We start from the raw sequence: 26,683 nt of genomic DNA on the forward strand, positions 1-26,683 counted from the left end.
GGTAAGCCTGGCGCAGCCAGTTCTCGATATACGGGTAGTGATAACTGTCCGTGGTGTGCAGGTGGCCGTTATCGTCCCGATATGCCACGCGATACAGGCGCACCTTGAGCGGCGGCGTGTCCTCGAAGTGGAGCACACCCGTTCGGGCCACGTTGTTGCCGTCGTTTGATTCGGCCAGAGCATCATCGTAGTTGACCTCGGCCTCGAGGACCTGGGTTCCGGCGATCAGATCCTCGTCGACCCAGCTATCGGGCAACTCGAAGTAGAAGCTATCGTTGAGATCGGCCCGATCCGGGTTGGGAACGATCGTGATCGTGCCGCCCGAGTTGCTGGGAGCCAGTCCGGGCTCCAGACGTCGGCCGTCGGCCCATCGCCACAGCCGGGCGGTGACGCCGGAGATATTGCCATGATCGCTGTGGACATGGAACCGCACGTAGGTGCGCTTACCCTTGATGAGCACGACGGAGTTGTTCAGGTCCTGGACGCCCTGGGTGACCTCCAACGCATCGGCGATCAGGTCCGGCGGATTCCACACGTTCCCAGAAGATGTCGCCTGAGCCCGGCCGGCGTTGTCCGCGTCGGCGTAGGCTTTGTTCGTGACGATGCTGTTATGCGCGATGTCATCCGGGAAGTGCACCGTCAGATGATAGGTCCGCGACTCGCCGGGGTTCAGGGTTGGGATCGTCGGCCACGTTACCTTGTGGGTAGATGAGTCGTAACTCCCGTTGTGGTCGGCCGAGACGAAGGGGGCTGGCAGGTCCTCGTCCCACACGACGACGTTGTACGCCGGCCCCTCGCCTTCATTGCTGACGGTGATCTCGTAGGTGAAATCCTCGCCGCCGCGAGGGGGTAGGCTCATCGTGCGCTTGCTCACGTGAAGCTGAGGAGGCCGGCCGCTGATGGTCACGCTCGCGTCGTCCTGAGTCTGGTAGGCGTTCTCTGCCCGCACCTCGGCCCAGTTGCTCAGCACGTAACCGTCAGGCGTGTCGGAGGTAACGTGCAGGGTCAGCCGATACGTGACCTGAGCGCCCGGGTTGAGCCGATCTTGGGTCGGCCAGGTGACCGTACGGTCCCCATCGTACGTGGCCTCCGGCGAGGCGGAGACGAAGGTCGCGTGACGCGGCAGGATATCCCAAACGATCACCTGGCGGGCGGGTGTATCGCTCGAGTTGCGGACGGTGATGCGATATTCCACGTCCTGATTGGGCGTGATCGGCCCGCTGGTGATCAGCGTCTTCTCGATGTCCAGGTTGATCCTGACGGGGGTCGTCGGTGTGGGTGTACGGGTTGGTGTGGTGGTTCGCGTCGGCGTGGGAGTGAGCGTGGGTACCGGTGTGGACGCCCGGGTCCAGATCATCAGGGAGTAGGGTTGCTGTGAGAAGGCGCCGTCAGGACTCCACACGCGCGCTCGCCACCAGCCATCCCGCCCGGGTTCCACACGCCAGGAGAACGGCACATCGGCCAGGCCATCGGATGTAAAGGTCGCCACGCGGGAGCCGTCCACCCACCAGAGCTCGACCTGGTAATTCGCCGGGAGGTTATACAATCGGCCCATGATGAGGTCACCCTCGTGGGCCAGGAACTTGAACCAGTCCTCATCGCCGGAGGGACAGATCGAGGCCCGAACGCCCCTGACCCCGGAGGGAAACTCGGTGGCATTCACGATGTCATCGCCTGCCTCGTCGGGCAGGCAGGACACAGGAGTGGACGTTGAGGTCGGTAGCATCTGAGCCTGATCGCTCACCAACGTTGTCTCCGATGTCTCTTGTGAGCAGACGTCATTCTCTAAACTGCCGGCCTCTGCAGAGCAACGGTAGGTAACCGACGCCGTGTCGGTCAGCTCGACGCCGGAGGGGGCGTTCGGCCAAACCCTTAACGTGAGCCGGACCGATCGAGTGCCACCCGCCGGCAGGTTCTGAATCAGCCAGGCCACGGTGCGATCTCCATTGAACACACCACCGTCCGTTGCCTCGACGAAAGTCGTGCTCGCCGGGATGGTATCGCGCACGAGCAGCCGAGAAATGACCTCCCCGGTCGGATTACGCAGGGTGATCGTGTAATGCACCTCGCCGCCGGGAGCGACGGGGTCGGGGTCGTCGGACTTGGTGATCTCCACCAGGGGGGCAGGGGTGGTTGTGGGTGTGGAGACCTCGTAGCGGACGACCAGGGATAGCTTGTGGAAAAGTCGGGCGTGTTCCTGGGGATCGGTTTCGTCGTTCATGCGCACAAGGTAGAAGCCATCGTTGGGCACAAGGCCGCCGTGTATTTCCTGCACGGCGGTGGTCACGTCCCAGGCGATCTGTCCGGCCGTCGCGCTGAGGTCGATGCAGGGGGAGCCACCCAACATCCCCGGCTTGCTATTCCAGGTTACGGTAGTCTCATCCCATGCCACACTGGGACGCCCCGGGCAGTACAGGAAGTGATCTGGCGGTCCCTGGGCATCGATGATGGTGGCGTAAAGCCGGGCCTCGGTGACGACGGCGTCCGAGGGGACGCCGCTCAGGTCGAATTTCACCAGGCCGCGCAGGGCGCTGAGGGTATCCCCGGTCCCGTGACCGTAGCCCACCCAGACATATCCCCGGCCGCCGAAGTTGACATCCGGCTCCGCGCTGGAGACCCAGGCCATGGTCACGGGCTCCAGAACCACCTGCGCCCGCGGCGAGGCTTGGCTCGCGGGCGCGACACGTGGCGCGGCGAAGGCAGCCAGCAGCAGCCCCATCGCGATCGCCATGAGGGAAAGCTTTCGACGGTTCATAGGTTTCTCCTCCTCTGCTCCTGACGATAGATAGCCGGACATGGCAAAGCAGATTCCCTCTTCTTACAACTTCACGAGAAAGCGCCAAGGCTGCCTATCAGCCAGCCAGCAATCCGCCAACAATTTGCGAACAGACGATCCTCATCCCCCAGACCCCCTTCTCCCGAGCCCGGGAGAAGGGAACTCAATCGTGGGCGGTTGCGATGGCAACGTTGTGTGTGGTATTGCCTTCGGCATGGGAGGGATCAACAAAGGGGAAAAGGCCCTATGGCGAGGCGAGAAGAGCTCAAGGCAGGTTCAGTCGGTAGCCGCGCCCGCGGTCGGTGAGGAGCAGGGAAGGGTTGCGGGGATCACGCTCGATCTTCTCTCGCAGCCGCTTCACCAGGCTTTCCACCTGATAGTCAAACACCGCCGCCCGGTACTCGGGCCAGACGGCCGCAGCGATCGCGTCTTTGCTCTGCGGAACGCCGGCATGCCGATACAGGAAATCGAACAGCAGGCGCTCCTTTGGCGAGAGGGAGATCGGCCGGCGATCCACCCACAGATCGCCGGTGGAACGGTCATACACCACCCGAGGGATCGAGCCAGTATGCAGAGTGGCCTCGGGATCGACGAACGTAAGCGTGGTCCGGCCGACGCGAATCTCATCGCCGTCGCACAGAAACTCCGGCCGGATCACGCGCCTGCCGTTCAGATACGTGCCATTGGTGCTGCCCCGGTCGTACAGCAGCCACCCTTCATCCCGGCGACGCAACTCAGCGTGCGCACGCGAGGCCAACGGATCGTGCAACACCACGTCGTTATCCGCGGCGCGTCCGATCGTACAAACATCAGACGATAGCTCGTACCGCCCCGCCTCCCAGCACAGGGAAGGGAGACGGGGACCATCACGGTCCTTCATACGCAATGGTCAATCGAGGTCGCAAGGCGGGATCCTGGTACTCCGATGTATAGACCCAGAAATGGGACATCCCGAAGCTATCATCGGTCAGCCGCAACATCACGCCGTGATTGGGCCCCTCGCGATGAGCCGGAGCGAGGGAGGTAATATCCAGCAGAAGCCATCCTTCCTCGGCCAGCCAGGGTGTCAGATCGACCTCAACCAGCGGATCGGCGGTGTAATCGACGCCCGGCTTCATGCCGGCAGCGCTCCAGGGCGTCCGATAGGTGACGGTAGTTGCATCCCAGGGCGTCAGGATAGCATGAGCCGATAGGGACGCGAAGCGATTCTCCTCACCCCAGGGGACCAGATACACCTCCAGCGTGGCGGTGACCGCCCGCGCCCCCTCGGGAACGAGCGCGTCCCAATCGATGCCGAACAGGACCCGATCCGGGGTGGACGGCCCCTGCAAATGCACCTTGCCCGCGTCGAAGAAGTTCTCGTCGGGAAGGTCGGGATCGATCCAGGCATCCACCAGGGCGGGCGAGCTCTGCACCCGGGTGATCACCCGAGCGGTCTCAAGCGGGGCCTGGGTGGGCTGGGGAGAGGTAAACGAGAGCGGGGATGTGAACGACTTGGCGGGCAAGGCGGTCGCCGTCGCCTCCGACGACACGGCGGGCTGCCTCACCACAGGAGCGAGCGGCGGCCCTTTGCCCACACCCAAGCCCCACCATACGACAGCCCCCGCCACGCCGAACAAGAGGACGACAGCAGCCACAATCCCCCAACGCCACCCGAGACCGGACGGCCTCGAAACCTGCGGAGAAGGCGACTCGACGACGGTCGCCCGCTCCGCCTCCGTCGCCTGATCGGTGGCCCGGCGCAGCGCGTCGGCGAACTCGGTCGCCGTCTGGAATCGATCGTCCGGCGATTTGGCCAGCGCCTTGAGGATAACCCGCTCCAGGGCCGGATGCAGATCCGGGCGCACCTTTCGCGGGGCCGGCAGGGGCGCGCTGATATGCTTGAGGATCACCGCGTAGGGGGTGTCAGCGTCGAAGGGGAGCCGCCCCGTGAGCACCCGATAGAGAAGCACGCCCAAGGAATAGATGTCGCTGCGGGCATCGCCGGGCTCCCCCTGTCCTTGCTCCGGCGACATGTAAGCGGGCGTCCCCAGCGTGGCACCGCTGGTCGTGCTCCAGGTCGCCTCCATGACCCGGGCGATGCCGAAGTCGGTCAGCACAGGCGACCAACCCGGGCCGCCCTCGCCTTCCTCCTGCGCCCGCTCCCGCCGCAAAATGATGTTGGACGGCTTGATGTCTCGATGAACCATGCCGTGGCTGTGGGCGTGGGCCAGGGCGCCGCACAGTCCATCGAACAGGTGCGCCACCTCGGACAGGGGCATGAGCCGCTGCTCACGGTCCAACTGCTGAAGGTACCGCTTCAGGCTGATACCCTCGATCAGCTCCATAACGATGTAGCAGAGATCGTCCTCCACATCCAGGTCGTACACCTGCACGATGTGAGGATGGCGCAGGGCCGCGATGGCGCGACCCTCCCGCCGAAAGCGTTGAAGGAAGCCTTCCTCGGTTGTCAGATGGGGGTGGAGGATCTTGACGGCGACGTAACGATCAAGCTGGGGATGATAGGCCTTGTAAACCTGAGCCATACCGCCAGAGCCCAGGCGCTCAAGGAGGCGGTACTTGCCGAGCGTCTTGCCGCTCAGATCGACCATGGGGGATCTTTCCTCTCTTTGTGGAAACGAGGAGGGGAACAGGAGATATCCCGCACCCAGAACGAGGCCGAGAAGCGAAAAGTGTTGGTTGCACTTTCGATTTTATCATGCCGCCGCCCGGCTGACAAGGGCATGACGGCCAGGATCGGTATACCCTTCCCGGTAGGCATTGCCGCGGGGAGGCTTCAAGGGATACAGCAGGGGCGCCCCGCAAGTCGCCCGCTAGCCAAGGGCCTGATGCTCCCGGTAGATGGGCCAGGCATGGGCCAGCCCAGGGGCACACGCCCCCGTCTCCACCAGCCGCTCGACCTCGCGCTCATCGCACAGATACAGCGCGCACACCTCGCCATCCCGAAAGCGCACGTCCGCCAGGCCCTCAGCGGTCAGCCGGGCCACGTAGAGCTGGTTGAACTGCCGGTTCCACATCTCCGGCCGGCGGGGATCGACATCCTGTCCCGGCTGCGGTCCCCCCACCGGCACCAGCCCCGGCGGCATCAGCATCTCGGGGATCACACCCAGCTCCTCCTCCATCTCCCGCCAGGCGGCCTCCGCGTACCCCTGGCCCGCCCGCAGATGCCCGCCCACGGAGACGTCCACCAGCCCCGGCCACTCCGCCTTCTCATGGCTGCGCACCTGCAGGACGAACAGCCCGTTGGGCGCCAGGAGGAGCACGTGGGCCGCCCGATGGCGCAATCCCAGCAGATGACAGAGCCAGCGCGGCGCCGTGACTCCTGTGGGCCGTCCGGCCTCATCGCACACATCGAAACGCTCATCGGTCGGATCCCGGCCCAGCCGCGCCGCCCACACGGCGGTCCAATCGTCCACCGCGGCCTGAGAGAGCACTTCCGCGCGGATCGCCCGCGCCCGATCGGCGTCCAGCCTCTCCCTCCAACGAAACGGCAATTCTCTGCTCATATCCGCATGCTCAGACTGATCCGGCCCCGCTCCCGATCCACCTTGATGACCTTCACATCGATCACATCCCCCACCCTCACCACCTCGTATGGATCACGCACATACCGTTCCGCCATCTCCGACACATGCACCAGCCCATCCCGCTTCACGCCGATATCCACGAACGCGCCGAAGTCCACCACGTTGCGCACCGTCCCCCGCAACACCATCCCCTCCCTGAGATCGTCGATGGAGAGCACGTCCCGGCGCAGGATGGGCGCCGGCAGATCGTCCCGGGGATCACGTCCCGGCTTGCTCAACGCCTCGTAGATGTCCTGCAGCGTGGGCACGCCGACGCCGATCCGGACGGCGACATCCTCATCCGGATGTTCGGCCCGAAAGGCGGCGATGCGTTCGGCCATGTCCCGCTCGCGGCCGTGAACGCCCATCCACCGGAACAGCCGGCGCACGGCCTCGTACGATTCGGGATGGATGGGCGTCGCGTCCAGCGGGTTCTCCGCGTCGGGGATACGAAGGAAGCCGGCGGCCTGTTGGAACGCCTTATCCCCCAACCCTCGCACCCGCTTCAGCTCATCCCGGGAGCGGAACGGTCCATGCTCATCCCGGTAGGCGACGATGGCCTCCGCGACGCGGCGATGGATCCCGGCCACATAGCCCAGCAGCGCGGGGGAAGCCGTGTTCACGTTCACGCCCACGTAGTTCACCACGGACTCGACCACGGCGTCCAGCGCCTCAGCCAGCCGCTTCTGATCCACGTCGTGCTGGTACAGCCCCACGCCGATACTGCGTGGATCGATCTTGACCAACTCCGCCAGGGGGTCCTGCAGCCGGCGGGCGATGGACACCGCGCCGCGCATGGCCACATCTAGATCCGGAAGCTCCCGCCGAGCCAGCGGAGAGGCCGAGTAGACCGAAGCCCCGGCCTCGTTCACGATCACGTAGCCGACGTCCGACTTCTCCACGCCGTGCTCCTCCAGCTCGCCCAGCAACTCCACGACCAACTGCTCCGTCTCCCGGCTGGCCGTGCCGTTTCCGATGGCGATGGCGTCCACGCCGTGCCGGGCGATCAGCGTGGCGAGCTGCCGCTTGGCCGCGTCCCACTGCCGCTGAGGCTCGTGGGGATAGATGGTATCCCCCTCCAGGAAACGGCCCGTGGGGTCCACGATTGCCACCTTGCAGCCGGTCCGATACCCGGGATCGATCCCCATGACGACCTTGTCCCGGATCGGCGGCTGCAGGAGCAGGTTGCGCAGGTTCGTGGCGAAGACCTGGATGCCGTGCTCATCCGCGGCCTCGGTCAGCGCCCTGCGCACCTCCCGGGTGATGGCGGGCGCAATCAGACGCTTGTACGCGTCCTCGATGGCCGCACGCACCTCTCGCGCCGCCGGCGAACGCGGCCGGGTGAGATAGCGAGCCTCGATGCGCCCCAGGATCAGGTCATCCGGGGCCTCCACGCGCACCTTGAGCACGCCCTCCGCCTCCCCCCGATTGATGGCCAGGACCTGATGCGGCTTCAGATCCCCCAACGGCGCCCGGAACTCGTGATAGACCTCATACTGGCCCGCGGGATCCGCCCCGGGCTTGGCCAGCCGGCTGACGAGCATCCCCTCCCTCCGGGTGCTCGCACGCGCCATCGAGCGCACGTCCGCGTCCTCGCTCACCTGCTCGGCGATGATGTCGCGGGCGCCCGCCAGCGCGTCCTCCACGGTGGGAACCTCGTCGGACAGGAACTCGGCGGCGAGCGCGGCCGGATCGGGAGCATCCGCCTCCTGGGCCAGCAGGCGCCGAGCCAGCGGCTCCAGGCCGCGCTCCCGGGCGACCTGGGCGCGGGTGCGCCGCCGTGGCCGGTAGGGCAGATACAGGTCCTCCACCTCTTGCAGCGTCTCGGCGGCCCGGATCCTCTCCTCCAGATCCGGCGTCAGCCTGTCCTGCTCGGCGATGGAGGCCAGGACGGTCTGCTTGCGAGCCTCCAGATTGCGCAGATAGGCCAGACGCGCCTGGATCGTCCGTAGCTGCTCCTCGTCCAGTGTGCCCGTGGCCTCCTTACGATACCGGGCGATGAAGGGGATCGTGTTCCCCTCGTCCAACAGCTCGATGGCCCGGGCAACCTGGGCCGGCCGCACGCCCAACTCATGGGCGATCCTCTCCGCGATCTGCGATGTGTCCATGCGCCCGTAGATCCTTTCCCATCATCGGTCTGAAAGCGTGTCTGAAAATTTACCGACAAGATGTTTTGAGGGGTCTCCCTCAACGACCAGCTCCACAGGGGGAGGTGTGGAGGGATCCTCCCTTCCACGGAAATCCCACTTTTCCGGCCTGTACCTGCCTCTCTCGGCCCTTCCCGAAGAGCCTAGGCCGAGGCCAGGCAGGTCGAGGGCAAAAGAAGGGCTTTGCCGGGACCGGTCCGGTATCCCCCGAGCGGCCCCCTCCGCTCGAGTATAGCGCCAGAGCGCGGGAGGTGCAAAGCGCGCGATGCCAGGCCCATCTACGGAATGGGCGCCAGCGGAAGGGACTCGGCATGTGTCATGCGACGTAAAGTTGGCCCCATGAGGTACGACAAGATGTTGTGCCTGCGTGCACCCTCCTGGCTTCCCTTCGGCACACGGCGTTGCCCACCGCGCCTCACCACCCACCGTTGAGCTCCCCTTCTCCCGGGTTCAGGAGAAGGAAGTTCACAGGAAAACCCGTTTCTTTCCACTTTTGGTAGTTGCCACTCCCGCCATTGGCTGATATACTAAGGTTAAGGGAAAAGGCATCTGCCTCGCAGGCCATAGTCCTTCCCGACACGCCGGGCCTTCCCCGCCGGAAAGGCTTGCGCCTCCATTCCCAACGGGATCCTGGTATCTCAGTGACTGGTTGACGGACATCGGCAGCGGACGAATCCGAACGGGCTTTCCCTGGGCCAGTCTCCAGGTCATCTGAGGAACTATCGGAGCAAGTGGGTAGTGGACTGGCACCCCACGTCAGACTATCTACCAGGAGGGCAGGTGATGATGAGAACCCGTCTGTTTCCCGTGCTACTCTTCCTTGCTGTAGCCCTGGCTTTGGCGCCCTTCGTCCAGGCGGAAGACGCCGCTCCCCCCCAGTGCTTCAATCTCTCGCCGGATGATTGCGCCTTCCTGACGGAAGCCCTGACCAAGACCGGTGTGCATGTCAGCTCCTTCCACCAGACGTCTCAGCTGGAGATCACCTTGAGTGGATGGATGGGGCAATCAGGCCAGCCCGACTTCGTCCTGAAGGCGGAGGGCGACGGCCCCGTCTCCAGCGATCTGGCCGCGGCGCTGCAAGACCCCTTCGCCGCCGCCTCCCTGATGCTGAACATGACGATCACCTCCTCCAACGGGGCACAAGAGGTCACCACGCCGATCAGCATCCGATACGTGGACGGCACAAGCTACTGGACCGACCCCGTCACCGGCCAGTGGGTGGGCATGAAGGCGGCGGATGTCGTCTCACTGGGCATGATGGCGATGAACATGATGGAGGAGATGGAGCAGGCGTCTGAGGGCGCTCCCGCTATGAAGGGCATGATGGGCATGGCCGGGATGGGCCCCATGGCGGCCATGGGGCTGCTGGGTATGAGCGCCGGCATGATCACCATGGACATGACGTCTATCCTGCCCACACCCTCCTTCGTCGTGGATTACGTGCGCCAACCCGACGTCGAGATGATGGGCGAGACGATGTCCCCCTTCCAACTCACCGTGGACCTCAACCCGCTGCTGTCCTCCGAGGAGTTCCAAAACCTGCTCGCTCAGACGCTGGAGGCGGCCGGGGCAGCCGGCCAGGACGCCAGCCTGCTCATGGCCGGGCAGATGGTGCCGGCGGTGCTCGAGCACACCCAGGTCACCATGAACGTGACCCAATGGATCGGGACGGCTGACCAGCTCCTGCGCAAGGTGGCCGTTGACCTCAACGTGGCGGTCGACCTGAACGCCCTCATGGGGATGGCCTCGGGTGAGGCCTCCGAGCCGGCCACGGCGAAGCTGCACTTCGAGATCACGCTGGATCAGATCAACCAGAACTTCTCCTTCAGCGCTCCCGAGAACGCCACGTTCATCACGGCCGACGCTCTCGGCGCCATGTTGGCGCAGTAAACCATCAGACGATCGCAGCCCTTATTGATATCGTAGCCGACGAGTCGCCCAACACGGGCGGCTCGTCGGATTTTACGGGTTCGAAGCGCGTCCGAACACTCCCGCTGCCCCCGCCACGGGGAGACCCGGAGGGTCTCCCTCCCACAGGCATCGGTTTAAGCGATACGAAGGCGTGGCCCTGCCTCCCCGGGATGGCGAAGCTCACCCTCAGCCCTTTACCGGCCCCGTGGAGCCGGATGCCGGCCGGAGCCCCCACCAGACGGGCAAAGGCGAGAGGCAGCTTTCCTTTGCAGAGAAGCTTCCCTCCGCACCTCCCCTTTCAGGTGCGACCGCCCGTAGAGGGGAAAAGGTGGCAGGCGGGGGCCTCGCCCATGCTGTTCAGTTGATGCGAATAGACGCAACGGCATTGTGCCCCTACCCAATACGCCTCAGATCTTGTAGAGGCAGCCCTTGTGGCTGCCTCAGGCGCCCACAAGGGGCGCCCCTACGGTGGGATTTCAGGGGCAGGTGTCTGAGTTTTGAAAAGCCCTGATCCTCCCAGAAAAATCATTGACACCCGCGCGGCCGGATGCTATAATGACCGAGGCGACCGGGTAAGATTGTCGAAAAGCCTCATCCGCTCATGTATCGTTTCCATCGAGTCCCCTTGCCGGGTCATGGCGATGCCTCTCTCCCCCGGCACAGCGGGATGCCTTCCGAGTGGAATGCTCGATGAGCGAATCTTCGCATCACACACGCGCATCCGTGCGATCTGTGCCTTCGTGACCCGTTCGAAAGCGCGCTCGCCATCGCGCCGACCACCCTCCTACCCTCGCGAGCGCGACCAACCACGATCGGAAAGGAGGTGAGAGCGAATCCCTTTTGATCCCTTCGTCGATTTCATCTCACGACTCCTATCTCTACAGGAGGTGACTCGATGGACGCGCTTTCCAACAAACGTATCAGCCGCCGCAAGATGTTGAAGCTGTTGGGTGCCGGCGCCACCGCCGCTTATGTGGCTGCCTGTGCACCGCCCGCAGCCCCCGCACCGGCCGAGGCCCCTAAAGCACCGGCGGTCTCCAAGGGAAAGCCTTTCGAGGGGATCACGTTGAACACCCTGGGCGGCCCTGATCCCACGGGGTGGGAAGCCAAGGAGAACGCCCTGTTCGAGGAGAAGTACGGCGCCAAGGTGAACGTCACCACGGTCCCGTATGGCGAGCAGCGACAGAAGCTCACCACGGCCTTCATGACGGGCGGCTCCGCGTACGATTTCTTCGTCATCGACTGCATCGAGGTCCCCGAGTACGTGGAGGCCGGCTGGGTGCTGGATATCACGGACTGGGTCACCGACGAGATGAAGCAGGACCTGCTCCCCTTCGCGGCCGACGGGATGATGTACAAGGGCCGATGGTATGGGCTGCCGTGGATCTCCGAGTGGAAATCCTTCGTCTACAACGAGGCGCACCTGGAGAAGGCGGGGATCAGCGAGCTCGCCACGACCTGGGATCAGTTCGTCAAGGACTGCCAGACGCTTCAGGAGAAAGGCGTGGTCCCCAAGTATGCCACGGCCTGGTCCTGGCTGCAGGGTGAGGCGATCATCTGCGATTTCGTCGCCCTGGCCGTCAGCTTCGGCGGGCAGTTCTTCGACGAGGACCAGAACCCGTTGTTCAACGGCGAGGGCGCTGTGAACGCGCTCCAGTTTATGCGAGACACCATTTACGAGTACAAGATCACCAACCCCGCCTCGCTCACCTGGTCCGAACGCGAGGTGGACGACGCCGCCTACGCAGGTGATATCTCCTACTTCCTCAAGTGGGGGCTGCCCCTGATCCCGCTCAACAACCCGGAGATCTCCAAGGTCGTGGGGCAGTGCCAGATCGGCCTGCTGCCCTCCTATGACGGACAGCACACGGCCACGTGCTCCGGCCCCATGGGGTTGGCCATCTCCTCCGGCTCCAAGCATAAGGAGGCCGCCTGGGCCTATCTGCAGTTCCGGGCCGGGCGTGAGGGGGCCAAGCGCAACGCGATCGGCGCGGGCATCGTCCCCGGGTGGGCCTCGCTGTTCAAGGATCCGGAGGTGTTGGAGGCCATCCCCGGCCTCGACCTCATGCTGGAGCAGGCCAAGCATGTGGTCAACCGGCCGCGCGTCCCCTGGTACTACGAGTTCTCCACCACCCTCCAGGTGGAGCTCCAGAACGCGCTGACCGACAAGAAGTCTCCACAGGAGGCCCTGGACGACGCCGTCGCCAAGACGCTGGAGATCAAGGAGAAGTTCGAGTCCAAGAAGGGCTAGCGCCCCTCTGAAGCCAGAAATGCCGGCGAGGGCCTGAGAACGCGAGACCGCCTCTCAGGCCCTCATGTCCGTCACGCTCCTGCGCGGCGACGCGCGAGAATGGACCATCACCCGCCGATCACCTCATGTCGAGGATGGCCATGCGATCAGAGACCAAAAGGGACCCCAGACCACGCCTTCCTGCCCATCGTGGGTTGCGCCTGAGCAAGCGGCAATTCGGGATCCTGCTTGTATTGCCCAGCTTCCTCATCGTCTTCGTCACACTGGTTTACCCACTGGTCTACTCCATCTACATCACCTTCCACGACATGAACGTCACCCGGCCGGCCATCGGGCCGCAGTTCGTGGGATTTGACAATTATGTCGAGGTTCTACAGAACAAAGAGTTCTGGCAGGCGCTGCTACGCACTGCCTACTTCGTCCTGTACGACATCTTCGTGGGCATGCCGCTGGGGCTGGCCATCGCCCTGCTGCTCAACCAGCGCTTCGCCGGGCGCGGCATCGTACGGGCATTGATCCTGATCCCCTACGTGTTGCCGGGCACGGTGAACGGCCTCCTCTGGAAGTGGATCTACAACTCCGATTACGGCTCGCTGAATGCGCTTCTCCAACAACTGGGGCTCATTCAGGAGTATATCCCGTGGCTGTCCCGCCCCACGCTGGCGCTGCACATGCTGATCCTGGCCAACCTATGGCAGGGGACCCCCTTCGCCATCCTGCTATACCTGGCCGGCCTGCAGACGATCCCGCGAGATCTGTATGAGGCCGCCACCGTTGACGGCGCCAGCGCGTGGCAGTCGTTCCGCAACATCACCCTGCCGCTGCTAACGCCGATCACGCTGGTCATGGCCGTGCTGAAGACCATCGCTACCTTCAAGATCTTCGACATCGTCTACGTGCTCACGGGCGGCGGCCCGGCCAACTCGACACAGGTGGTGAGCTATTACATCTTCATCAACTCATTCAAGTTCCTGAACATCGGACTGGGCGCGGCCATGTCCTACGTTCTGACGCTGATCATCTTGGGCTTGGTGATCATCTACTATCGCCTGTTGAGCACGGAAGTGTCCTATTAGGCCGCCGATCCACACCAAGGGGGCACAGATCACGATGAGCACGACAGCGATCTCCCGACCACGGCTCTCCAGACGCCAACGCAAGCTGCTGCGAGGGATTATCCTGTATTTCCTGGTCCTGCTGGTTGTGCTGTATACCCTCGCCCCGGTCGTCTGGCTGGTGATCTCCAGCATCACCCCGCTGACCGACCTGCTCACGATCCCGCTGCGCTGGATCCCGCGCCATCCTACCTTTAAGAACTATCAGGCCATCATCGCCGCCACGCCTCAGACGGCCGGCGTGAACTATCAATTCAAGGTCGCCTTATGGAACAGCCTGGTCGTCAGCCTGGGCGTCACCCTGCTGTGCCTGGTCACCGGGTCCATGGCCGCCTACGCCTTCGCCCGGCTGGACATGCCATTCAAGGACCGGCTGGTCTTCATCCTGCTCTTCACTCAGATGCTGCCAGGCATCGCCATCCTGATCCCGCTCTTCCTGATCGGCAGCCGTCTGCACATGCTGGATCGTCGCATCACGCTGATCATCGTCTACTGCTCCTTTACCCTGCCGTTCATCGTGTGGATGATGCGAGGCTATTTTGAGACGATCCCCAAGGATCTGGAGGATGCGGCCATGATCGATGGCTGCTCCCAGATCGGCACGCTATTCCGGGTGGTCATCCCGCTCTCCACGCCCGGCCTGTTCGCCACTGGCGTGTTCGCCTTCCTGGGCGCCTGGAACGAGTTCATGATCGCGCTGGCGCTGACCAACACCCTGGCCTCGAAGACGATGCCGGTGGCGCTGGCGGAGTTCATCGGCCGATTCACCGTGGACTACGGGCTCATGAGCACTGTGGGCGTGATCGCCTCCCTGCCGCCTATCCTGCTGGCCCTGGCCTTCCAGCGCTACCTGTTGGAGGGGCTGACCAGCGGCGCCGTGAAGGGCTGATCCAGCCGCCCACAGTTCCAATATCCTGCCTTTCGATAGGAGATGGTTCACATGCTACCGACCAAGATCACTGTCATCGGCGCAGGCAGCGCCGCCTTCGGGCTCAACACGCTGGCCGCCCTCATGCGCAGCGAACGGCTGCACGGCAGCCAGCTCGCGCTGGTAGATCGCAATGCGGAGACGCTCGATCTGGTGGCCCGGCTGGCCCAACGCCTGAACCGGGAGTGGGACGCCCAGATGACGATCACCACGCACACGCACCACGCGGAGGCCCTGGAAGGAACCGAGTTCGTCGTCTCCGCCATCGAGGTCCCTCCCCGAGAGGAGTTATGGCGATCGGACTACGAGATCCCTCTCAAGTACGGCGTGCGCCAGCCTTACGGGGAGAACGGCGGCCCGGGCGGCTTCGCACACGCCGCCCGGAACATCGGCCCGGTGATGGAGATCGTGCGTGACATGGAGCTGGCGTGTCCCGACGCCTGGTACATCAACTTTACCAACCCGATGATCCGCATCTGCGACGCCATCGCCCGATATAGCAAGATCAAGGTGGTGGGGCTATGCCACCAGATCCACGCCGGATACGGCATGGTCGGGTACGCCCTGGCCGAGGATCTGGGGATCGAGGTCCCCGAGGGGGTCGTCTCCACCCACGCGGACCCGAGGACCTGGCCGCCGTTGATCGAGGTGGCGCGGCAGGCCATGAAGCGGATCGATATCAAGGCCGCCGGCCTCAATCACTTCACCTGGATGCTGGACGTGCGAGACAAGCGCACCGGCGAGGACCTCTATCCCCTCTTCGCCGAGCGCTGGGCCGCGCTGGACCCGTCGTTCGAGCCGCTCACCCGGCGCGTGTACGAGGCCATGAGGCTGTTCCCCATCCCCGGGGACGAGCACCTCTGTGAGTACCTGCCCTGGGTGAGCGACCCCATCACCAAGCCGTGGGAGAAATACGACATCAGCCTGTATGATTGGGACCTGTGGGACGAGCGGCGCGAGAACCTCCATGAGGTCATCGCCCGCATGGCGGACGGGGAGACGAGCCTCGATCGGCTGCACGATGCCGATAGCGAGGGGGCGCTGGAGATCATCGAGAGCATCGCCGGGGCCGGGAACCACTACCACCTGGCCGTCAACGTCCCGAATCAGGGGCTCATCAGCAACCTGCCGGAGGGCGCCATCGTCGAGGTGCCGGGGCTGGTCAGCGGCCTGGGCGTGCGAGGGATCAGCGTGGGCGCGCTACCGGAGCCTGTGGCCGAGCTATGCCGTCGTGAGATCACCGTCGCCCGGCTGTGTGTGGACGCGGCCGTGAACGGCGATCGCCAGGCCGCCCTGCAGTGCCTGCTGCTGGATCCCGTCATCACCGACCTGGACGTGGCCCGACAGGTCCTGGATGATTACCTGCAGACATATCGCGAGTATCTGCCACAATTCTGGTAGATCGCTCCGTTTCCCATCCCAAATCAGCGGATCACACAGGCCCCAGAGATGATCTGGGGCCTGTGCAAATCTTGAGCCGTCCCGCCGGGCGGGGCAGCCTCCACAGGCCTCCATGCAAGCGATCCCCCTCCCCGCCTCGTGGGGCCAAAAGCCATCGATCGAATGAAGGAATATCTCTGGGAAGGGGAGCAGCCCGCCATACCCTCTCCAAGCAGGTGGAGCTCCCATGCTCCACCTGCAGGAGCTCCCACGCTCCACCTGCAGGAGATCCCATGCTCCACCAGCAGGAGCTCCCACAACGCCACTTCGAGCAACTGCGCCTAAAGGGAACCAATGGCCAGCGAGGGTCCTACCCGTGCTGTTAGGCAGCTCCATCGATGCGCATGGAGCGACCCGGCGGATCGCCCCCGCCGCCTCCCGAAGCCGCCGCTCCTTTGCCCGCGAGGCCTAACTGAGATACAATGTGTCAAGAAATGCAGACGAGGACATCTCTCATGACGACCCGGTGGAGGAGACGACGCTGGCCCCGCACGAAACGCCCGCCCTGGGAGCCCTTTGAGGGCCGTGTGCCCTATGGCAGCCGCCTGGCCGAGGCCCTACGCCTGAGCCCGATGGTCGTGGAGGCGCTGATCGCCTTCGGGGAGGAGCGCTGGCCCCGCCGGATCTGGGCTCCCTGGCGCCGTCGCTTCGAGATCTACTTCGAGGGCAAGGATGAAGGGCCCACGGGCCAGTTCACCTGGTATGTGGTCTCCCGGGTGGGATGGCAAGACCGGCTCGGCAAGCCGCTGCAGAGGGACTACTATCCGGTCAACCTGCGCTTCTCCTTGCGACAGGACCAGCCGGCCGTGTTCGAGGTGATGGGCCGCACCGCGTACCTCAATCGGCTCTCCCTGGACCGCGTGCTGCAAGAGGTCCTGGAGGACGAGGTACAACCTCACCGCATGGACGATGATCGCTTCCGGGAGATGGAACGACTGCTATAGCTTCGATCCGCCGACGGATGGTCACGCCCTGCCGGGCAGAGCGCACCAAGTGTGTCTGAAAATTCAAAGGGCTTTTTTGGAGGGGCTTCGCCCCTCCGGGCCTCCTCATGGCAGGAGCAACGGGACTTCTCAGACACGCTCCCAGAGATGCCCGAGGCTTCACCATTTATCCCCTATCCCAACCCTCCATCCACCACTCCACGTGTGGCATGCCGCTGTCCAGCGCCGCCCGGCGGATCGCCTCAACGTCAACCGGCACGCGTCGTAACTCCACGCCAAGGGCCTCCCCCTCTCGAGTGACAACGGCGTACTCGGCCCACGGAGGATTGCGCACCCGGCCCGTCGCCAGGTCCCGCTCAATGGGGAAGCCTACGCTGCCCGGATTCATCAAGATCGCATCCCCATAACGGCGGAACATCTGTGTATGCGTATGCCCGCCGATCATCACCGTCGCCTGGAAGCCGCGCAGCATGCGCTCTAAGTCCTCCTCAGGCGTCGCAGGGGCGATCACATCCCGATCCGACCGCGGAGAGCCGTGAAAACAGAGAAGCTTCGCTTCGTCGCCGAGGGATATCTCAATCATCGGCTGAAACGTGCGCACGTAATCCAGGTCGGCCGGTGAGAGCTGCTCCGCACCCCACAACTCGATCTCCGTGACCTTGTGAGAATCCTCGTCCCTCACCGGATGCGGGCGTGGGTTCAAAAGCCAGGCATCGGTATTCCCCATGACGACGGAGCCGTTCAACTCCCTCAGCCGTGCAATCACCTCGCGCGGCTGGGGGCCGAACGCGGCCACATCGCCCAGGCACACGACCTCACCTACCTGCCGGGCTTCGAGGTCGGCCAGGACGGCCTCCAAAGCGACCAAATTGCCGTGGATATCGGAGATGATCGCGATGCGCATACGCCTGTCCTCCCCTCCCCGATCGTCACAGCCACCCCGTCAGCTCGGCCAGGAGGCGTGTATACTCCACGAAGTTCGGCCAGGAGATATCCGGGGGCACGCCGTGGTCGCAGCCGGGGATGAAACCGCCATCCTCCAGAAGCGGCGGCACCACCCGCATCACCTCTGCCCGCATCCTCTCGCCGCCAGCGGCCAGGGCCCGCTTGTCGATCCCGCCGATATAGGCCATCTGCCTGCCAAACCGACGCCGATACTCGACGATATCGTTCCCGGCCGCCACTTCGACCGGATTGCAGCAGTTGATCCCCGCCTCGATCCAGATGGGGATCAGCTCCGCGATGTAGCCATCCGAGTCCATGTTGACGATGGGACATCCGCTGGACCGGATGGCCTGAACCCACCTCTTGTACGTCGGCAGCAGGAACCGGCGGACCATGGCCGGGGAGATCATGCTGTGCGCCTTATAGGCCATGTCCTCGGAGATCATGATGCTGTCCGGCTCCGCCCCCTCCAGGATCGGCTCCAACGTCTGCAGGACGAAATCGGTCCAGAAGTCGATCATCTCCTGCACGAAGTCAGGGTCGTCGATCAGGAGCACACACAGGTTCTCAAAGCCCAGCCACTCCCGCAGCTGCCAGAAGGGGCCGTTGACCGTGATCTGGAGGGGGTAATCCCGCTCCCGCAACGCCCGACACCGCTCCTCGAAGTCAGGGGGGAACCGCTCCGGGTGCCGCGGATCATAACGCCACCGCATCCGCTCCTCCCAGTCCTGACGGCTCTGCACGGGGAACCGGTGCCACTTGCGAGTGACGAAGTCCTTGGGCGAGCGGATATAGGTGTAGTCGTACCTGTCGGAGATCTCCGTAATGGCCCCCATCCAGTCCTGGACGATGTAGTGACCGTCACGGTGCTCCAGCACCTTCTCCTCAAAGGCGGGGATCATCTTAAAGGAGACGCCCGGATCGATCCGTGGCTTGGTGGGCTCGCGCTCGATCCCCAGGAGCTCCATGAGGTGATCATACCAGTCCACCCCTTCCGGCAGCCCCTGCTGATGCCAGGTCGCCAGGGTGGATTCCCGAGGGCTACCCGGCTGCAAGGGGACCTTATCCGGCTTGCCGAAGAGCAATGCCTCCCGAAATCGCTCCCGTTCCGTCATCACAGAAGTCCGGCCTCGGATCGGCATATCCCCAACCCTCCTCGATCCCTCGTGTCCTAAAGTTTGGTCTCTCGGGTAACGGAGGGCATTGCCCTCCGCTATCCGCACAAGACACAGAGCAGTGCTGCAAAGAAAGCCGTGTATCTGGGCCATCAAAGGAAAAGGCCAAAGTCCGGGGGCACGGCGGCGCCGGCCCTATTCGCATCAACTGAACAGCATGGGCGAGGCCCCCGCCTGTCGCTTTCCCCCTCCACGGGCGGCCGCACCTGAAAGGGGAGGTGCGGAAGGAAAGCCCCTCCGAGCCACTCCAGAGATGCGGGACCACGCTCCCGTATCGCTCAACTTGATACCCATGGGACACGGCGGCACCGTGCGCATCTTTGAGGGCTAACAACGCTTAGAGCGTGTCTGAAAATTTACCGGCAAGGTGTCTGGGGGGCTCCCTCAGCTACCAGATCCACAGGGGAAGGTGTGGAGGGATCCTCCCCTCCACGGAAAACCCCTCTTTTCCGGCCTGCACCTGCCTTTCTCGGCCCTTTCCGAAGGACTCGGGTCGAGGCCGGGCAGGTCGAAGGCAGAAGAAAGGCTTTTTCCGGAGGGGCTTCGCCCCTCTGGGCCTCCCCACAGCAGAAGCAACGGCATTCCTCAGATGCTCAGTTAACGGCGGTAGATACGCTCGTTGAAAGCGGCATAGACCTCCGGCGCCGACCGATCCTCCTTCACGGCCCTCAGGATCTCCGCCAACTCGGCCACCAACGCCTCAAATAGCGCCTTCCCCTTCTCGGCCGTGGCCGGCCGAGGATCGCCCGCGCAATGTTCTGGGAAGCGGCTGAACCAATCGGCCGGCGTGTATAGCCGCTCGCCGAGCTCGCCAAGCCGATTCTGCGGCGTCCACTGAGACTCTGGGTCCAACGCCTCCATTTTCACGAATTGCGGGTAAAGATGGAGCGCCATGCTGGTCTCGCACTCGCAGGCGTGGCCATGCACCTCCGTTTCCATCACCTGACGATGCACCTCGGGCGCGCTGACACCGCGCACGAAGTAAAGCGTGTAATCCTTCCCCTTATCGAGCATGAGCTGAACGAACAGCGGCAGGAAGAAGCGGTTACCGCCGTGCCCGCTGAGCAGGACGATCTTCTTCAGCCCATTGCGGCTGATCTCATCGCATACGTTCTCCAGGAGCTCGAACAGCAGGTGATCCTTGACGACGATCCCGCCGGGGAAGTGCTTCGTCTCCGTGTTCACACCGAAGTGATAGGACGGGAACACGATGACCGGCTCCCGACGCGCCGCCTCACAGGCCAGGGCGTGAACGGTGAAGGAGTCCGTACCCAGCGGGAGATGAGGCCCGTGATATTCGATCACGCCGATGGGAATCACACACACGCCGGCCGCCTTCTCCACGGCCGCCTCGAACTCGCCGCCCGTCAGTTGTTCCCACTGCATGATGAATCCTCCAACGCGCTAAGGAAGGTATGTTAAGGAAATAACCCGTGGTCTTCGCTCAAGGCGTGTCTGAAAATTCGCCGGTAAGGTGTCTGAGGGCTCCCTCAGACACCAGCTCCACAGGGGAAGATGTGGAAGAGACTTCCCCTCCACGGAAAACTCACTTTTCCGGACTGCACCTGCCTTTCTCAGCCTTTTCCGGAGGCCCAAGCCGAGAGGGGCAGGTCAAAGACGGAAGAAGGGCTTTTCCCGGAGGGACTTCGCTTCCCCGGGCCTCCCCATAGCAGAAGCAACGGCTTTTCTCAGACACACCAAGGACACAAATCCGCGTCCCTGCCGCTTTCAACCATCGACATCGATGGCGGAGAGGTCCACGCCCGCGGCGCGCAGCGCGGACAGCGCCTCCTCCAACGTGGGTTGCCCGGCCGTGCCGCCCGCCTTCGTCGTGGACAGCGATCCGCACGCCGTACCCAAGCGCAGGGCCAGCTCCAACGGCCACCCATGCAGGAAGCCGTAGATGAACCCGGCGTTGAAGGAATCGCCCGCGCCGGTGGTGTCCACCACTTCCACCGGCAGCACCGGCGCTCGCGCCACCTCACCGCCGCGGCGGGCGATGGCGCCCTGCGCCCCCAGCTTCACGGCCACGATATCCGCACGCCCCGCCAGGCGCTCCAACGCCGCCTCTACGTCGTCGAGTCCCGTGATATGCGCGGCCTCGACCTCATTGGGCAGGAACACGTCGGTATGCGCCAGCGTATCCCATAACCCGCCATCCCATCGCTCGTGCACATCCCATCCCACGTCCAACGACGTGGTAGCACCGCGCGCGTGCGCCTGAGCGAAGAGGCCCGCCAGCCCGGGCTGAAGCCGCGATTGCAGGAAGAAGCTGCCCACATGGATGTGTCTCGTCTGCCCCAATAGATCCAGGGGGACGTCGCCCGCCTCCAGCCCATCAATGGATCCGCCCAGATGGGTCAACATGGCGCGATCCCGAGGCGTCGACAGGCTCACCGTGATGCCCGTCTTCACGCCATCGTCTACGATCACCGGCGACACGTCGATGCCGCGCGCGGCCATCTCCCGCAGCATGAAGCGGCCGAACTCGTCGTCGCCCACCCGGCCAAAGAAGCCCGTGCGCAGCCCCAGTCGAGCCATGCCGCAGGCCGCGATCACCGACGAACTCCCCATGGTCAGCTCGCAATCGTCCACCAACTTCTCCTGTCCGAAGACCGGCGTGATCTCGTCGGCCCGCAGGATCAGATCCACGTTGATCTCGCCGATCACGAGGACATCGTAGCGCCGCATGACCGCCTCCTATGGGATGAGAGCCACCTTGATGAGCCGGCCGGGCCGATCGGCCAGCGTCTCGAAGACCTGCTGCCCATCAGCTAGAGGAGCCTCCTCCAGCCACGCCGAGACCTCCACCCGGCCGCTGGCCAGCAGGTCCAGCGCCGTCAGGAAGTCGTGGGGCGAGTAGGCGTAGGAGCCATGCACGGTGAGCTCCTGGGCGACGATGGCCTGGCAATCCAGCTCCGACATCACCTCGTGCAGCCCCAGGAAGACGATGCGACCGCCCGGGGCGGCCATGGCGATGGCCTGCCCCCGCGTTGCGTTGTGTCCCACCGCCTCGATCACCAGATCGACGCCGCGCCCCCGGGTGGCCTGGCGCACGGCCTCCACCGGGTTCTGCTCACGGGCGTTCACAACGACCTCCGCCCCCAGGCGCTGGGCCACCTCCAGCCGATACGGCTCCACATCGGTGATGATGCGCGGCGAGATGCCCACCAGCCGGGTCATCTCCAGCGCCAGCAGCCCCTGCGTCCCCGCCCCTACAATGGCCACGCCCTGCACCAGGCCCGATACGTTATGTCGAATGATATGCACGGGATTCGCCAACGCCTCGGCCATGGTGCCCAGGACTGGGCTCATCCCTTCGGGCAGGGGGAACACGGACTGACGGGGAGCGGTCACATACTCGGCGAAGGCGCCGGGCCGATCCATGCCGATGAGCTTGCGATTCGGGCAGATGTGGCCACGACCGGAGAGGCACAGCTCGCACGTGCCGCATGGCAGCAGCGGGTTGACGACCACCCGCTGTCCCACGGGGGGATCGTCTACGCCGGGGCCCAGCGCGGCCACCCGGCCGGTGAACTCATGCCCCATGACCAGCGGGGGTTTGCGGCGGGCGCTTAGGCCGCGAAAGCCATGCACGTCCGAACCGCAGATCCCCGCGGCCTCCACCTGAATCAGGACCTCGCCCGGGCCCGGCTCCGGCCGCGGCAGGTCCTGCAACTCCATCCGGCGGGGAGCCGTATAAACCAACGCTTTCATAGGATCTCCCTCAATCGAAAATGGAAAGCAACGGTACGCCGATTACGCCCAAACCTCTATCCGAAACCATGAATCCCCGATCTGCTCTCGGGACTGCAGGGCACAGCGGGGCGCAACACGTATGGGGTGGATCGGAGGGGCGGCCACCCCTTCGATCCACCCCTTTCGGCATGTAGTTTCTTACCCGCTATATTATGGCTGGCCACCAAGCCATCACATCTCTCCATAGGCCGCGTGCCAGCCTACCTGCACCTGATCCGCGATGGTCTGCCCCAGTGGGTGTCGCTCATACCAGGGTGTGCCCTTCTCATCGGCCAGAGCGCTCAGGCGCGTCAGCCGATCGGCCGCCTCGCCCAGCACGCGGTCCACATCCGACTCCGGAACGCGCAGCGCGTCGATCCAGATGGCCCGCCCGGCGATGAAACCGGAGGCCCCAGCCTCGCATGCCACCGCCACCATGCGCTCGAACAGATCGAAGGGAACGGCCGCGCTGAGCAGCGCCCACGGCACCGCAGAGGCCGCCGTCAGCTCTTCGCACGCCTCTCGCCAGACCCGCTCGTCCTGCTCCCGCAGCGGATCCACCGGAAACTCCGCCTTGAGCACGTCGATGCCCATGCCCGAGAGCCGACGGGCCGTCTCCACCACCACGCGCCGCCGCTCGCGGGCGAACTCGTCCGAGTCCTTGCTCACCCCCGGCTGGATGCTGAAGGACACCGGCTCCAGGAAGAGCGGGATATCATAGCGACGGCAGGCCTCCGCCACCTTCTCGACCATGGCTCGCTGCCGGGCCTCGGTGCTCGCATCCGGGTGATAATGCACCAGCAGCTTGCAGGCCGACGCGCCCATGCGCTTGACCTTGGCCACGGACCACCCCTCGATCAGGCGTGATTCCCGCGCCAGGGGATCGCCCTCGTAGCCGGTCTCCTCCAACGAGACCAGCAGTCCAACATGCCCCGGCAAGTCCCCCGAGGCGATGCACTGCGCGGCGCCGTACTCCGGGTCGAGCAGCACCGCGCTGGCGCGGCCCCCCAGCGCTCCCACGATGCGACGCTTCCAGGCCACCAAGCGTTCATCCGACACCGATGTCGGGTCGGATGGGCCGATGAGCCGACGCAACGAGCCGCGATGATCCTGCGCCAGGATGGTGAACACCCCCCTGGGCGAAGATGTGACCTGCAGCCCGCGCACCTTGCCAATCATCAAGTCCCTCACAGTCTCCTCCTAACGTAAGAAATGGGCCTGCACCTGTGATGGCAGGCCCTTGCCTTCATGACGATCCTCCGTCCCGGACTATTCCACAACGACGTGATCCCGGACATCCGGAGCCCGCCGCCCCGCTTGTGCCAGGGCCCGCTCCCGCTCCCCCAGCACCGCGTCGATCCGCACGAGCTCCCATCGAGAGCCCCTGGCCAGCAGCAGCCGTCGTCTCCTCGATCTGCGAAGGCCGCCGAACACCCACGATGGATGAACACATAAGGAGAGGTCCTTATTTCCCCTCATCTGGCGTCATCATGATAGCACGCGGGCCCAGCAAGCACAAACGAGGGATCACGATCCAACGTTGCAGATGGAACTGTCGAACTCCGCCGCACGCTCGTGCTATAATAAACCACCTTTCGGACTCCAGTGGAGGTTGAGATGACCCAGCCCCAGACCTATGTTCCCATCGCGCTCAAGCACATCCGGCACCTGTCCGAGGTCATCGGCCCTCGAGGTTCCACCACGCCCCAGGAGCGTCAGGCAGCAGAGTACGCCCGCGACGTGCTTCGGGATCTGGGGGTCGACGCCCGGCTGGAACCCTTTCGCTCTGCTCGCTCCTCGTACCGGCCCTTCGCTCTGGCCTTTGGCGTGGCCCTGTTGGGAGGCCTCCTTTACGCGGTCACCCGCCATCCAGCGGCCGCGCTCCTGGCCGCCCTCCTGAACGCCCTGGGGGCCTGGGGCATGTTCGCGGAGCTGGACTTCACCGACAACTGGATGCGCCGGCTGCTGCCCATGGGGCTGAGCCAAAACGTTGTGGGGGTGGTGTCCGCCAGGGAGGAGCCCCGCCGCCGGGTTGTACTCCTGGGCCATCTGGATACCCATCGCACCCCTATCTTCTACAGCTCGACCCTCTGGCATAAGCTGTTCACCACCACAGTGGGCGGAACCTTCATCAGTCTCATCGTCGGAGCCGTGACGTACGCGCTGCTGGCTGTGACCGGCTGGACGTGGTTGCATTGGATAGCCGGGCTGGCCGCTGCTATGCCACTTTTCGCCTTCGTGATGTGCCTCCACGCGGATAGGACGCCCTTCAGTCCCGGCGCCAACGACAACGCCTCCGGCGCCGCCACCGTCCTGGCGCTGGGGGAGCGACTGATCCATGAGCCGCTGCGACACACCGAGGTCTGGCTGGTGCCCAACGGCTGCGAGGAATTGGGGTGCTACGGCGCAGCGGCCCTGGTCGAGGCTCATCCGGAGGAGCTACGCCAGGCCTATTTCATCACCCTGGATCAGGTGGGAGCCGGCGATCCCGGCTTCCTGCCCAGCGATGGGCTTCTGCGGAAGCACCCGGTGGACCCGGATCTGCTGACCATCGCCCGGCAGATCGCCGCCGATCGACCCGAGCTCCGCGCCTTCGAACACCCGGGCGTCGCCTACACGGATGCCGCCCTCTTGCTCAAGCGAGGCTTTCGCGCCTTTACCATAGACGCCCTGCCGCGCGAGGCCATCGGCGCCGTCCACTGGCACCAGATGTCTGACACCGTGGATAAGATCGAGCCGGACTGCTTGAGCCGCGTCCACGAGTTCGCCTGGGAAATGCTCCAGCGACTCGATCGGACGGCGTGACGAGCGCCGCCCGATTGCGGTCATCCTGGCGACGATCCGGGGATGACCTTCACGGATTCAGCCGGGACGTGGCGATCCAGAACATGGCCATCAGCGCCCGGTAGACGGTCAGGAAGTCGTCGCCCGTGTAGGCGACGGTGCGATCGCCGTTGTACTGCACCCCCGGCATCCAGGAGATGTACCAAGCCACCTGCCGATCGTTCAGGTCCACCTCCAACGTGATGGGCGGGGTATAGCAAAGCGGCTCTATCTCGCCGACGCGCTTCACCGCGCGAGAGGCAGCCTCGCGAATGCGCTGGCGGGCGGCGGAGAGCGGCAAACAACGCGCCGCGTAGCGCGAGAGGGAGTGCTTCACCACCACCGTCTCGATCTGCCCGCCGGTCGAGGCTCTCATCTCCTCGCATACCACATCATCGCCGGTGATGAGGACCGTGGGGATGCCGAAGTGCCCGGCCAGCGCCGCGGTGATCTGGCTCTCGCCCACGGGCTCGCCGTTGACGCGCACCTCGCGCAGCAGCGGCCAGCTGAGCACATGGCTGAGCAAAGCCCGCCGCCCGGCGCGAGCATGCATCGCGATCAGGAAGGCGGCGTCGTATGAGTCGTCAAGATCCCCCAACTCGAAGAAGATGATGGGCGCGCCGCGCACCACCTCGACGGCCGGGTGCAACTCGTCGAGGACGACATTGCGATAGTCGAGCCCGTGCGAATCGTGCAGCACGAAAGACGTCGCGCCCGCGTCGAGAGCACCCTCCACGGCCGCGTTCACGTCGCCCGTCAGCCACCGGCGCCCGATGAGATAGTCCGGATTGGCCTCCGGATCCCCCACGGGATTCCTCGGATATCCACATTCCCGGGCGGTGGCGATCCCGGATGCCCCCTCCATATCCACGGAGATCAGGACCCTCATCGAAGTTCCTCCTTGGTCAGGCCGGATGCTCGCCC

General features: G+C 64.5%; 20 protein-coding genes. 7 read left to right on the top strand and 13 right to left on the bottom strand.

Going from position 1 to position 26,683, the window contains the following annotated elements; translation table 11 throughout:
- The 5 genes from GXP39_03175 to GXP39_03195 all read right to left on the bottom strand — a co-directional run.
- Window positions 1-2,755, bottom strand: a 2,755-nt coding sequence (locus tag GXP39_03175) for a DUF11 domain-containing protein (GenBank protein ID NOZ27040.1), incomplete at its 3' end; no start/stop codon positions are given.
- A gap of 286 nt (window positions 2,756-3,041) precedes the next feature.
- Window positions 3,042-3,656 (bottom strand): FHA domain-containing protein, encoded by a 615-nt coding sequence (locus GXP39_03180; protein NOZ27041.1) that lies wholly within the window; start codon window positions 3,654-3,656, stop codon window positions 3,042-3,044.
- On the bottom strand, window positions 3,643-5,367 hold the full coding sequence (locus GXP39_03185) for a serine/threonine protein kinase (GenBank protein NOZ27042.1): 1,725 nt from the start codon (window positions 5,365-5,367) through the stop codon (window positions 3,643-3,645). Before GXP39_03185 ends, GXP39_03180 begins: the two co-directional genes overlap by 14 nt.
- Before the next feature lie 222 nt (window positions 5,368-5,589).
- A complete protein-coding gene (locus GXP39_03190; protein NOZ27043.1) occupies window positions 5,590-6,282 on the bottom strand; it encodes an NUDIX domain-containing protein in 693 nt (230 codons plus the stop codon).
- On the bottom strand, window positions 6,279-8,435 hold the full coding sequence (locus GXP39_03195) for an RNA-binding transcriptional accessory protein (protein ID NOZ27044.1): 2,157 nt from the start codon (window positions 8,433-8,435) through the stop codon (window positions 6,279-6,281). Before GXP39_03195 ends, GXP39_03190 begins: the two co-directional genes overlap by 4 nt.
- Before the next feature lie 837 nt (window positions 8,436-9,272).
- Between GXP39_03195 and GXP39_03200 the strand changes: the two genes are divergently transcribed.
- The 6 genes from GXP39_03200 (at window position 9,273) to GXP39_03225 (ending at window position 17,078) form a co-directional block, all read left to right on the top strand.
- The gene (locus GXP39_03200) at window positions 9,273-10,379 is read left to right on the top strand and encodes a hypothetical protein (GenBank protein ID NOZ27045.1); all 1,107 of its coding nucleotides are present in this window, start codon (window positions 9,273-9,275) and stop codon (window positions 10,377-10,379) included.
- A 916-nt stretch (window positions 10,380-11,295) separates the two neighbouring features.
- A complete protein-coding gene (locus GXP39_03205; protein NOZ27046.1) occupies window positions 11,296-12,651 on the top strand; it encodes an extracellular solute-binding protein in 1,356 nt (451 codons plus the stop codon).
- 140 nt (window positions 12,652-12,791) lie between these two features.
- Window positions 12,792-13,727, top strand: coding sequence for a sugar ABC transporter permease (locus GXP39_03210; GenBank protein ID NOZ27047.1), 936 nt, complete (start codon window positions 12,792-12,794; stop codon window positions 13,725-13,727).
- Window positions 13,728-13,761: 34 nt separating this feature from the next.
- A complete protein-coding gene (locus GXP39_03215) occupies window positions 13,762-14,655 on the top strand; it encodes a carbohydrate ABC transporter permease (protein NOZ27048.1) in 894 nt (297 codons plus the stop codon).
- A 51-nt stretch (window positions 14,656-14,706) separates the two neighbouring features.
- Window positions 14,707-16,095: a hypothetical protein gene (locus tag GXP39_03220; GenBank protein ID NOZ27049.1), complete on the top strand. Its 1,389-nt coding sequence runs from the start codon at window positions 14,707-14,709 to the stop codon at window positions 16,093-16,095.
- Window positions 16,096-16,589: 494 nt separating this feature from the next.
- The gene (locus GXP39_03225; protein ID NOZ27050.1) at window positions 16,590-17,078 is read left to right on the top strand and encodes a hypothetical protein; all 489 of its coding nucleotides are present in this window, start codon (window positions 16,590-16,592) and stop codon (window positions 17,076-17,078) included.
- Between the two features lie 166 nt (window positions 17,079-17,244).
- On the opposite strand, the gene GXP39_03230 is transcribed toward GXP39_03225, so the two are convergent.
- The 7 genes from GXP39_03230 to GXP39_03260 all read right to left on the bottom strand — a co-directional run bounded on the left by GXP39_03230 (window position 17,245) and on the right by GXP39_03260 (window position 24,415).
- On the bottom strand, window positions 17,245-17,982 hold the full coding sequence (locus GXP39_03230) for a metallophosphoesterase family protein (protein ID NOZ27051.1): 738 nt from the start codon (window positions 17,980-17,982) through the stop codon (window positions 17,245-17,247).
- Between the two features lie 25 nt (window positions 17,983-18,007).
- Complete coding sequence (locus GXP39_03235) at window positions 18,008-19,165, bottom strand: hypothetical protein (protein NOZ27052.1); 1,158 nt, start codon at window positions 19,163-19,165, stop codon at window positions 18,008-18,010.
- Window positions 19,166-19,795: 630 nt separating this feature from the next.
- On the bottom strand, window positions 19,796-20,584 hold the full coding sequence (locus GXP39_03240) for a creatininase family protein (GenBank protein NOZ27053.1): 789 nt from the start codon (window positions 20,582-20,584) through the stop codon (window positions 19,796-19,798).
- Between the two features lie 342 nt (window positions 20,585-20,926).
- On the bottom strand, window positions 20,927-21,889 hold the full coding sequence (locus GXP39_03245) for a carbohydrate kinase family protein (GenBank protein ID NOZ27054.1): 963 nt from the start codon (window positions 21,887-21,889) through the stop codon (window positions 20,927-20,929).
- Between the two features lie 9 nt (window positions 21,890-21,898).
- Window positions 21,899-22,915, bottom strand: coding sequence for a galactitol-1-phosphate 5-dehydrogenase (locus GXP39_03250; protein NOZ27055.1), 1,017 nt, complete (start codon window positions 22,913-22,915; stop codon window positions 21,899-21,901).
- Between the two features lie 213 nt (window positions 22,916-23,128).
- Entirely contained in the window at window positions 23,129-24,127 is a 999-nt protein-coding gene (locus GXP39_03255; protein ID NOZ27056.1) for a DUF2090 domain-containing protein, read from the bottom strand.
- Between the two features lie 78 nt (window positions 24,128-24,205).
- On the bottom strand, window positions 24,206-24,415 hold the full coding sequence (locus tag GXP39_03260) for a hypothetical protein (protein NOZ27057.1): 210 nt from the start codon (window positions 24,413-24,415) through the stop codon (window positions 24,206-24,208).
- Window positions 24,416-24,553: 138 nt separating this feature from the next.
- Between GXP39_03260 and GXP39_03265 the strand changes: the two genes are divergently transcribed.
- On the top strand, window positions 24,554-25,741 hold the full coding sequence (locus GXP39_03265; GenBank protein NOZ27058.1) for a M28 family peptidase: 1,188 nt from the start codon (window positions 24,554-24,556) through the stop codon (window positions 25,739-25,741).
- 49 nt (window positions 25,742-25,790) lie between these two features.
- On the opposite strand, the gene GXP39_03270 is transcribed toward GXP39_03265, so the two are convergent.
- Window positions 25,791-26,648 carry a M55 family metallopeptidase gene (locus GXP39_03270; protein ID NOZ27059.1) on the bottom strand — a complete coding sequence of 286 codons (858 nt, stop codon included), beginning with the start codon at window positions 26,646-26,648 and terminating at the stop codon, window positions 25,791-25,793.
- Window positions 26,649-26,683: the final 35 nt, after the last annotated feature.

This window comes from Chloroflexota bacterium (assembly GCA_013152435.1).
Lineage (GTDB): Bacteria > Chloroflexota > Anaerolineae > DUEN01 > DUEN01 > DUEN01.

What these genes read in the sequence shown, in the direction of transcription:
- GXP39_03225 (NOZ27050.1), top strand. Translation starts at nt 16,590, where the DNA reads ATGACGACCCGGTGGAGGAGACGACGCTGGCCCCGCACGAAACGCCCG.
- GXP39_03215 (NOZ27048.1), top strand. Translation starts at nt 13,762, where the DNA reads ATGAGCACGACAGCGATCTCCCGACCACGGCTCTCCAGACGCCAACGC.
- GXP39_03190 (NOZ27043.1), bottom strand. Translation starts at nt 6,282, where the DNA reads ATGAGCAGAGAATTGCCGTTTCGTTGGAGGGAGAGGCTGGACGCCGAT.
- GXP39_03235 (NOZ27052.1), bottom strand. Translation starts at nt 19,165, where the DNA reads ATGCCGATCCGAGGCCGGACTTCTGTGATGACGGAACGGGAGCGATTT.
- GXP39_03240 (NOZ27053.1), bottom strand. Translation starts at nt 20,584, where the DNA reads ATGCAGTGGGAACAACTGACGGGCGGCGAGTTCGAGGCGGCCGTGGAG.
- GXP39_03265 (NOZ27058.1), top strand. Translation starts at nt 24,554, where the DNA reads ATGACCCAGCCCCAGACCTATGTTCCCATCGCGCTCAAGCACATCCGG.
- GXP39_03205 (NOZ27046.1), top strand. Translation starts at nt 11,296, where the DNA reads ATGGACGCGCTTTCCAACAAACGTATCAGCCGCCGCAAGATGTTGAAG.
- GXP39_03270 (NOZ27059.1), bottom strand. Translation starts at nt 26,648, where the DNA reads ATGAGGGTCCTGATCTCCGTGGATATGGAGGGGGCATCCGGGATCGCC.
- GXP39_03210 (NOZ27047.1), top strand. Translation starts at nt 12,792, where the DNA reads ATGCGATCAGAGACCAAAAGGGACCCCAGACCACGCCTTCCTGCCCAT.
- GXP39_03200 (NOZ27045.1), top strand. Translation starts at nt 9,273, where the DNA reads ATGATGAGAACCCGTCTGTTTCCCGTGCTACTCTTCCTTGCTGTAGCC.
- GXP39_03245 (NOZ27054.1), bottom strand. Translation starts at nt 21,889, where the DNA reads ATGCGGCGCTACGATGTCCTCGTGATCGGCGAGATCAACGTGGATCTG.
- GXP39_03260 (NOZ27057.1), bottom strand. Translation starts at nt 24,415, where the DNA reads ATGAGGGGAAATAAGGACCTCTCCTTATGTGTTCATCCATCGTGGGTG.
- GXP39_03220 (NOZ27049.1), top strand. Translation starts at nt 14,707, where the DNA reads ATGCTACCGACCAAGATCACTGTCATCGGCGCAGGCAGCGCCGCCTTC.
- GXP39_03180 (NOZ27041.1), bottom strand. Translation starts at nt 3,656, where the DNA reads ATGAAGGACCGTGATGGTCCCCGTCTCCCTTCCCTGTGCTGGGAGGCG.
- GXP39_03230 (NOZ27051.1), bottom strand. Translation starts at nt 17,982, where the DNA reads ATGCGCATCGCGATCATCTCCGATATCCACGGCAATTTGGTCGCTTTG.
- GXP39_03185 (NOZ27042.1), bottom strand. Translation starts at nt 5,367, where the DNA reads ATGGTCGATCTGAGCGGCAAGACGCTCGGCAAGTACCGCCTCCTTGAG.
- GXP39_03250 (NOZ27055.1), bottom strand. Translation starts at nt 22,915, where the DNA reads ATGAAAGCGTTGGTTTATACGGCTCCCCGCCGGATGGAGTTGCAGGAC.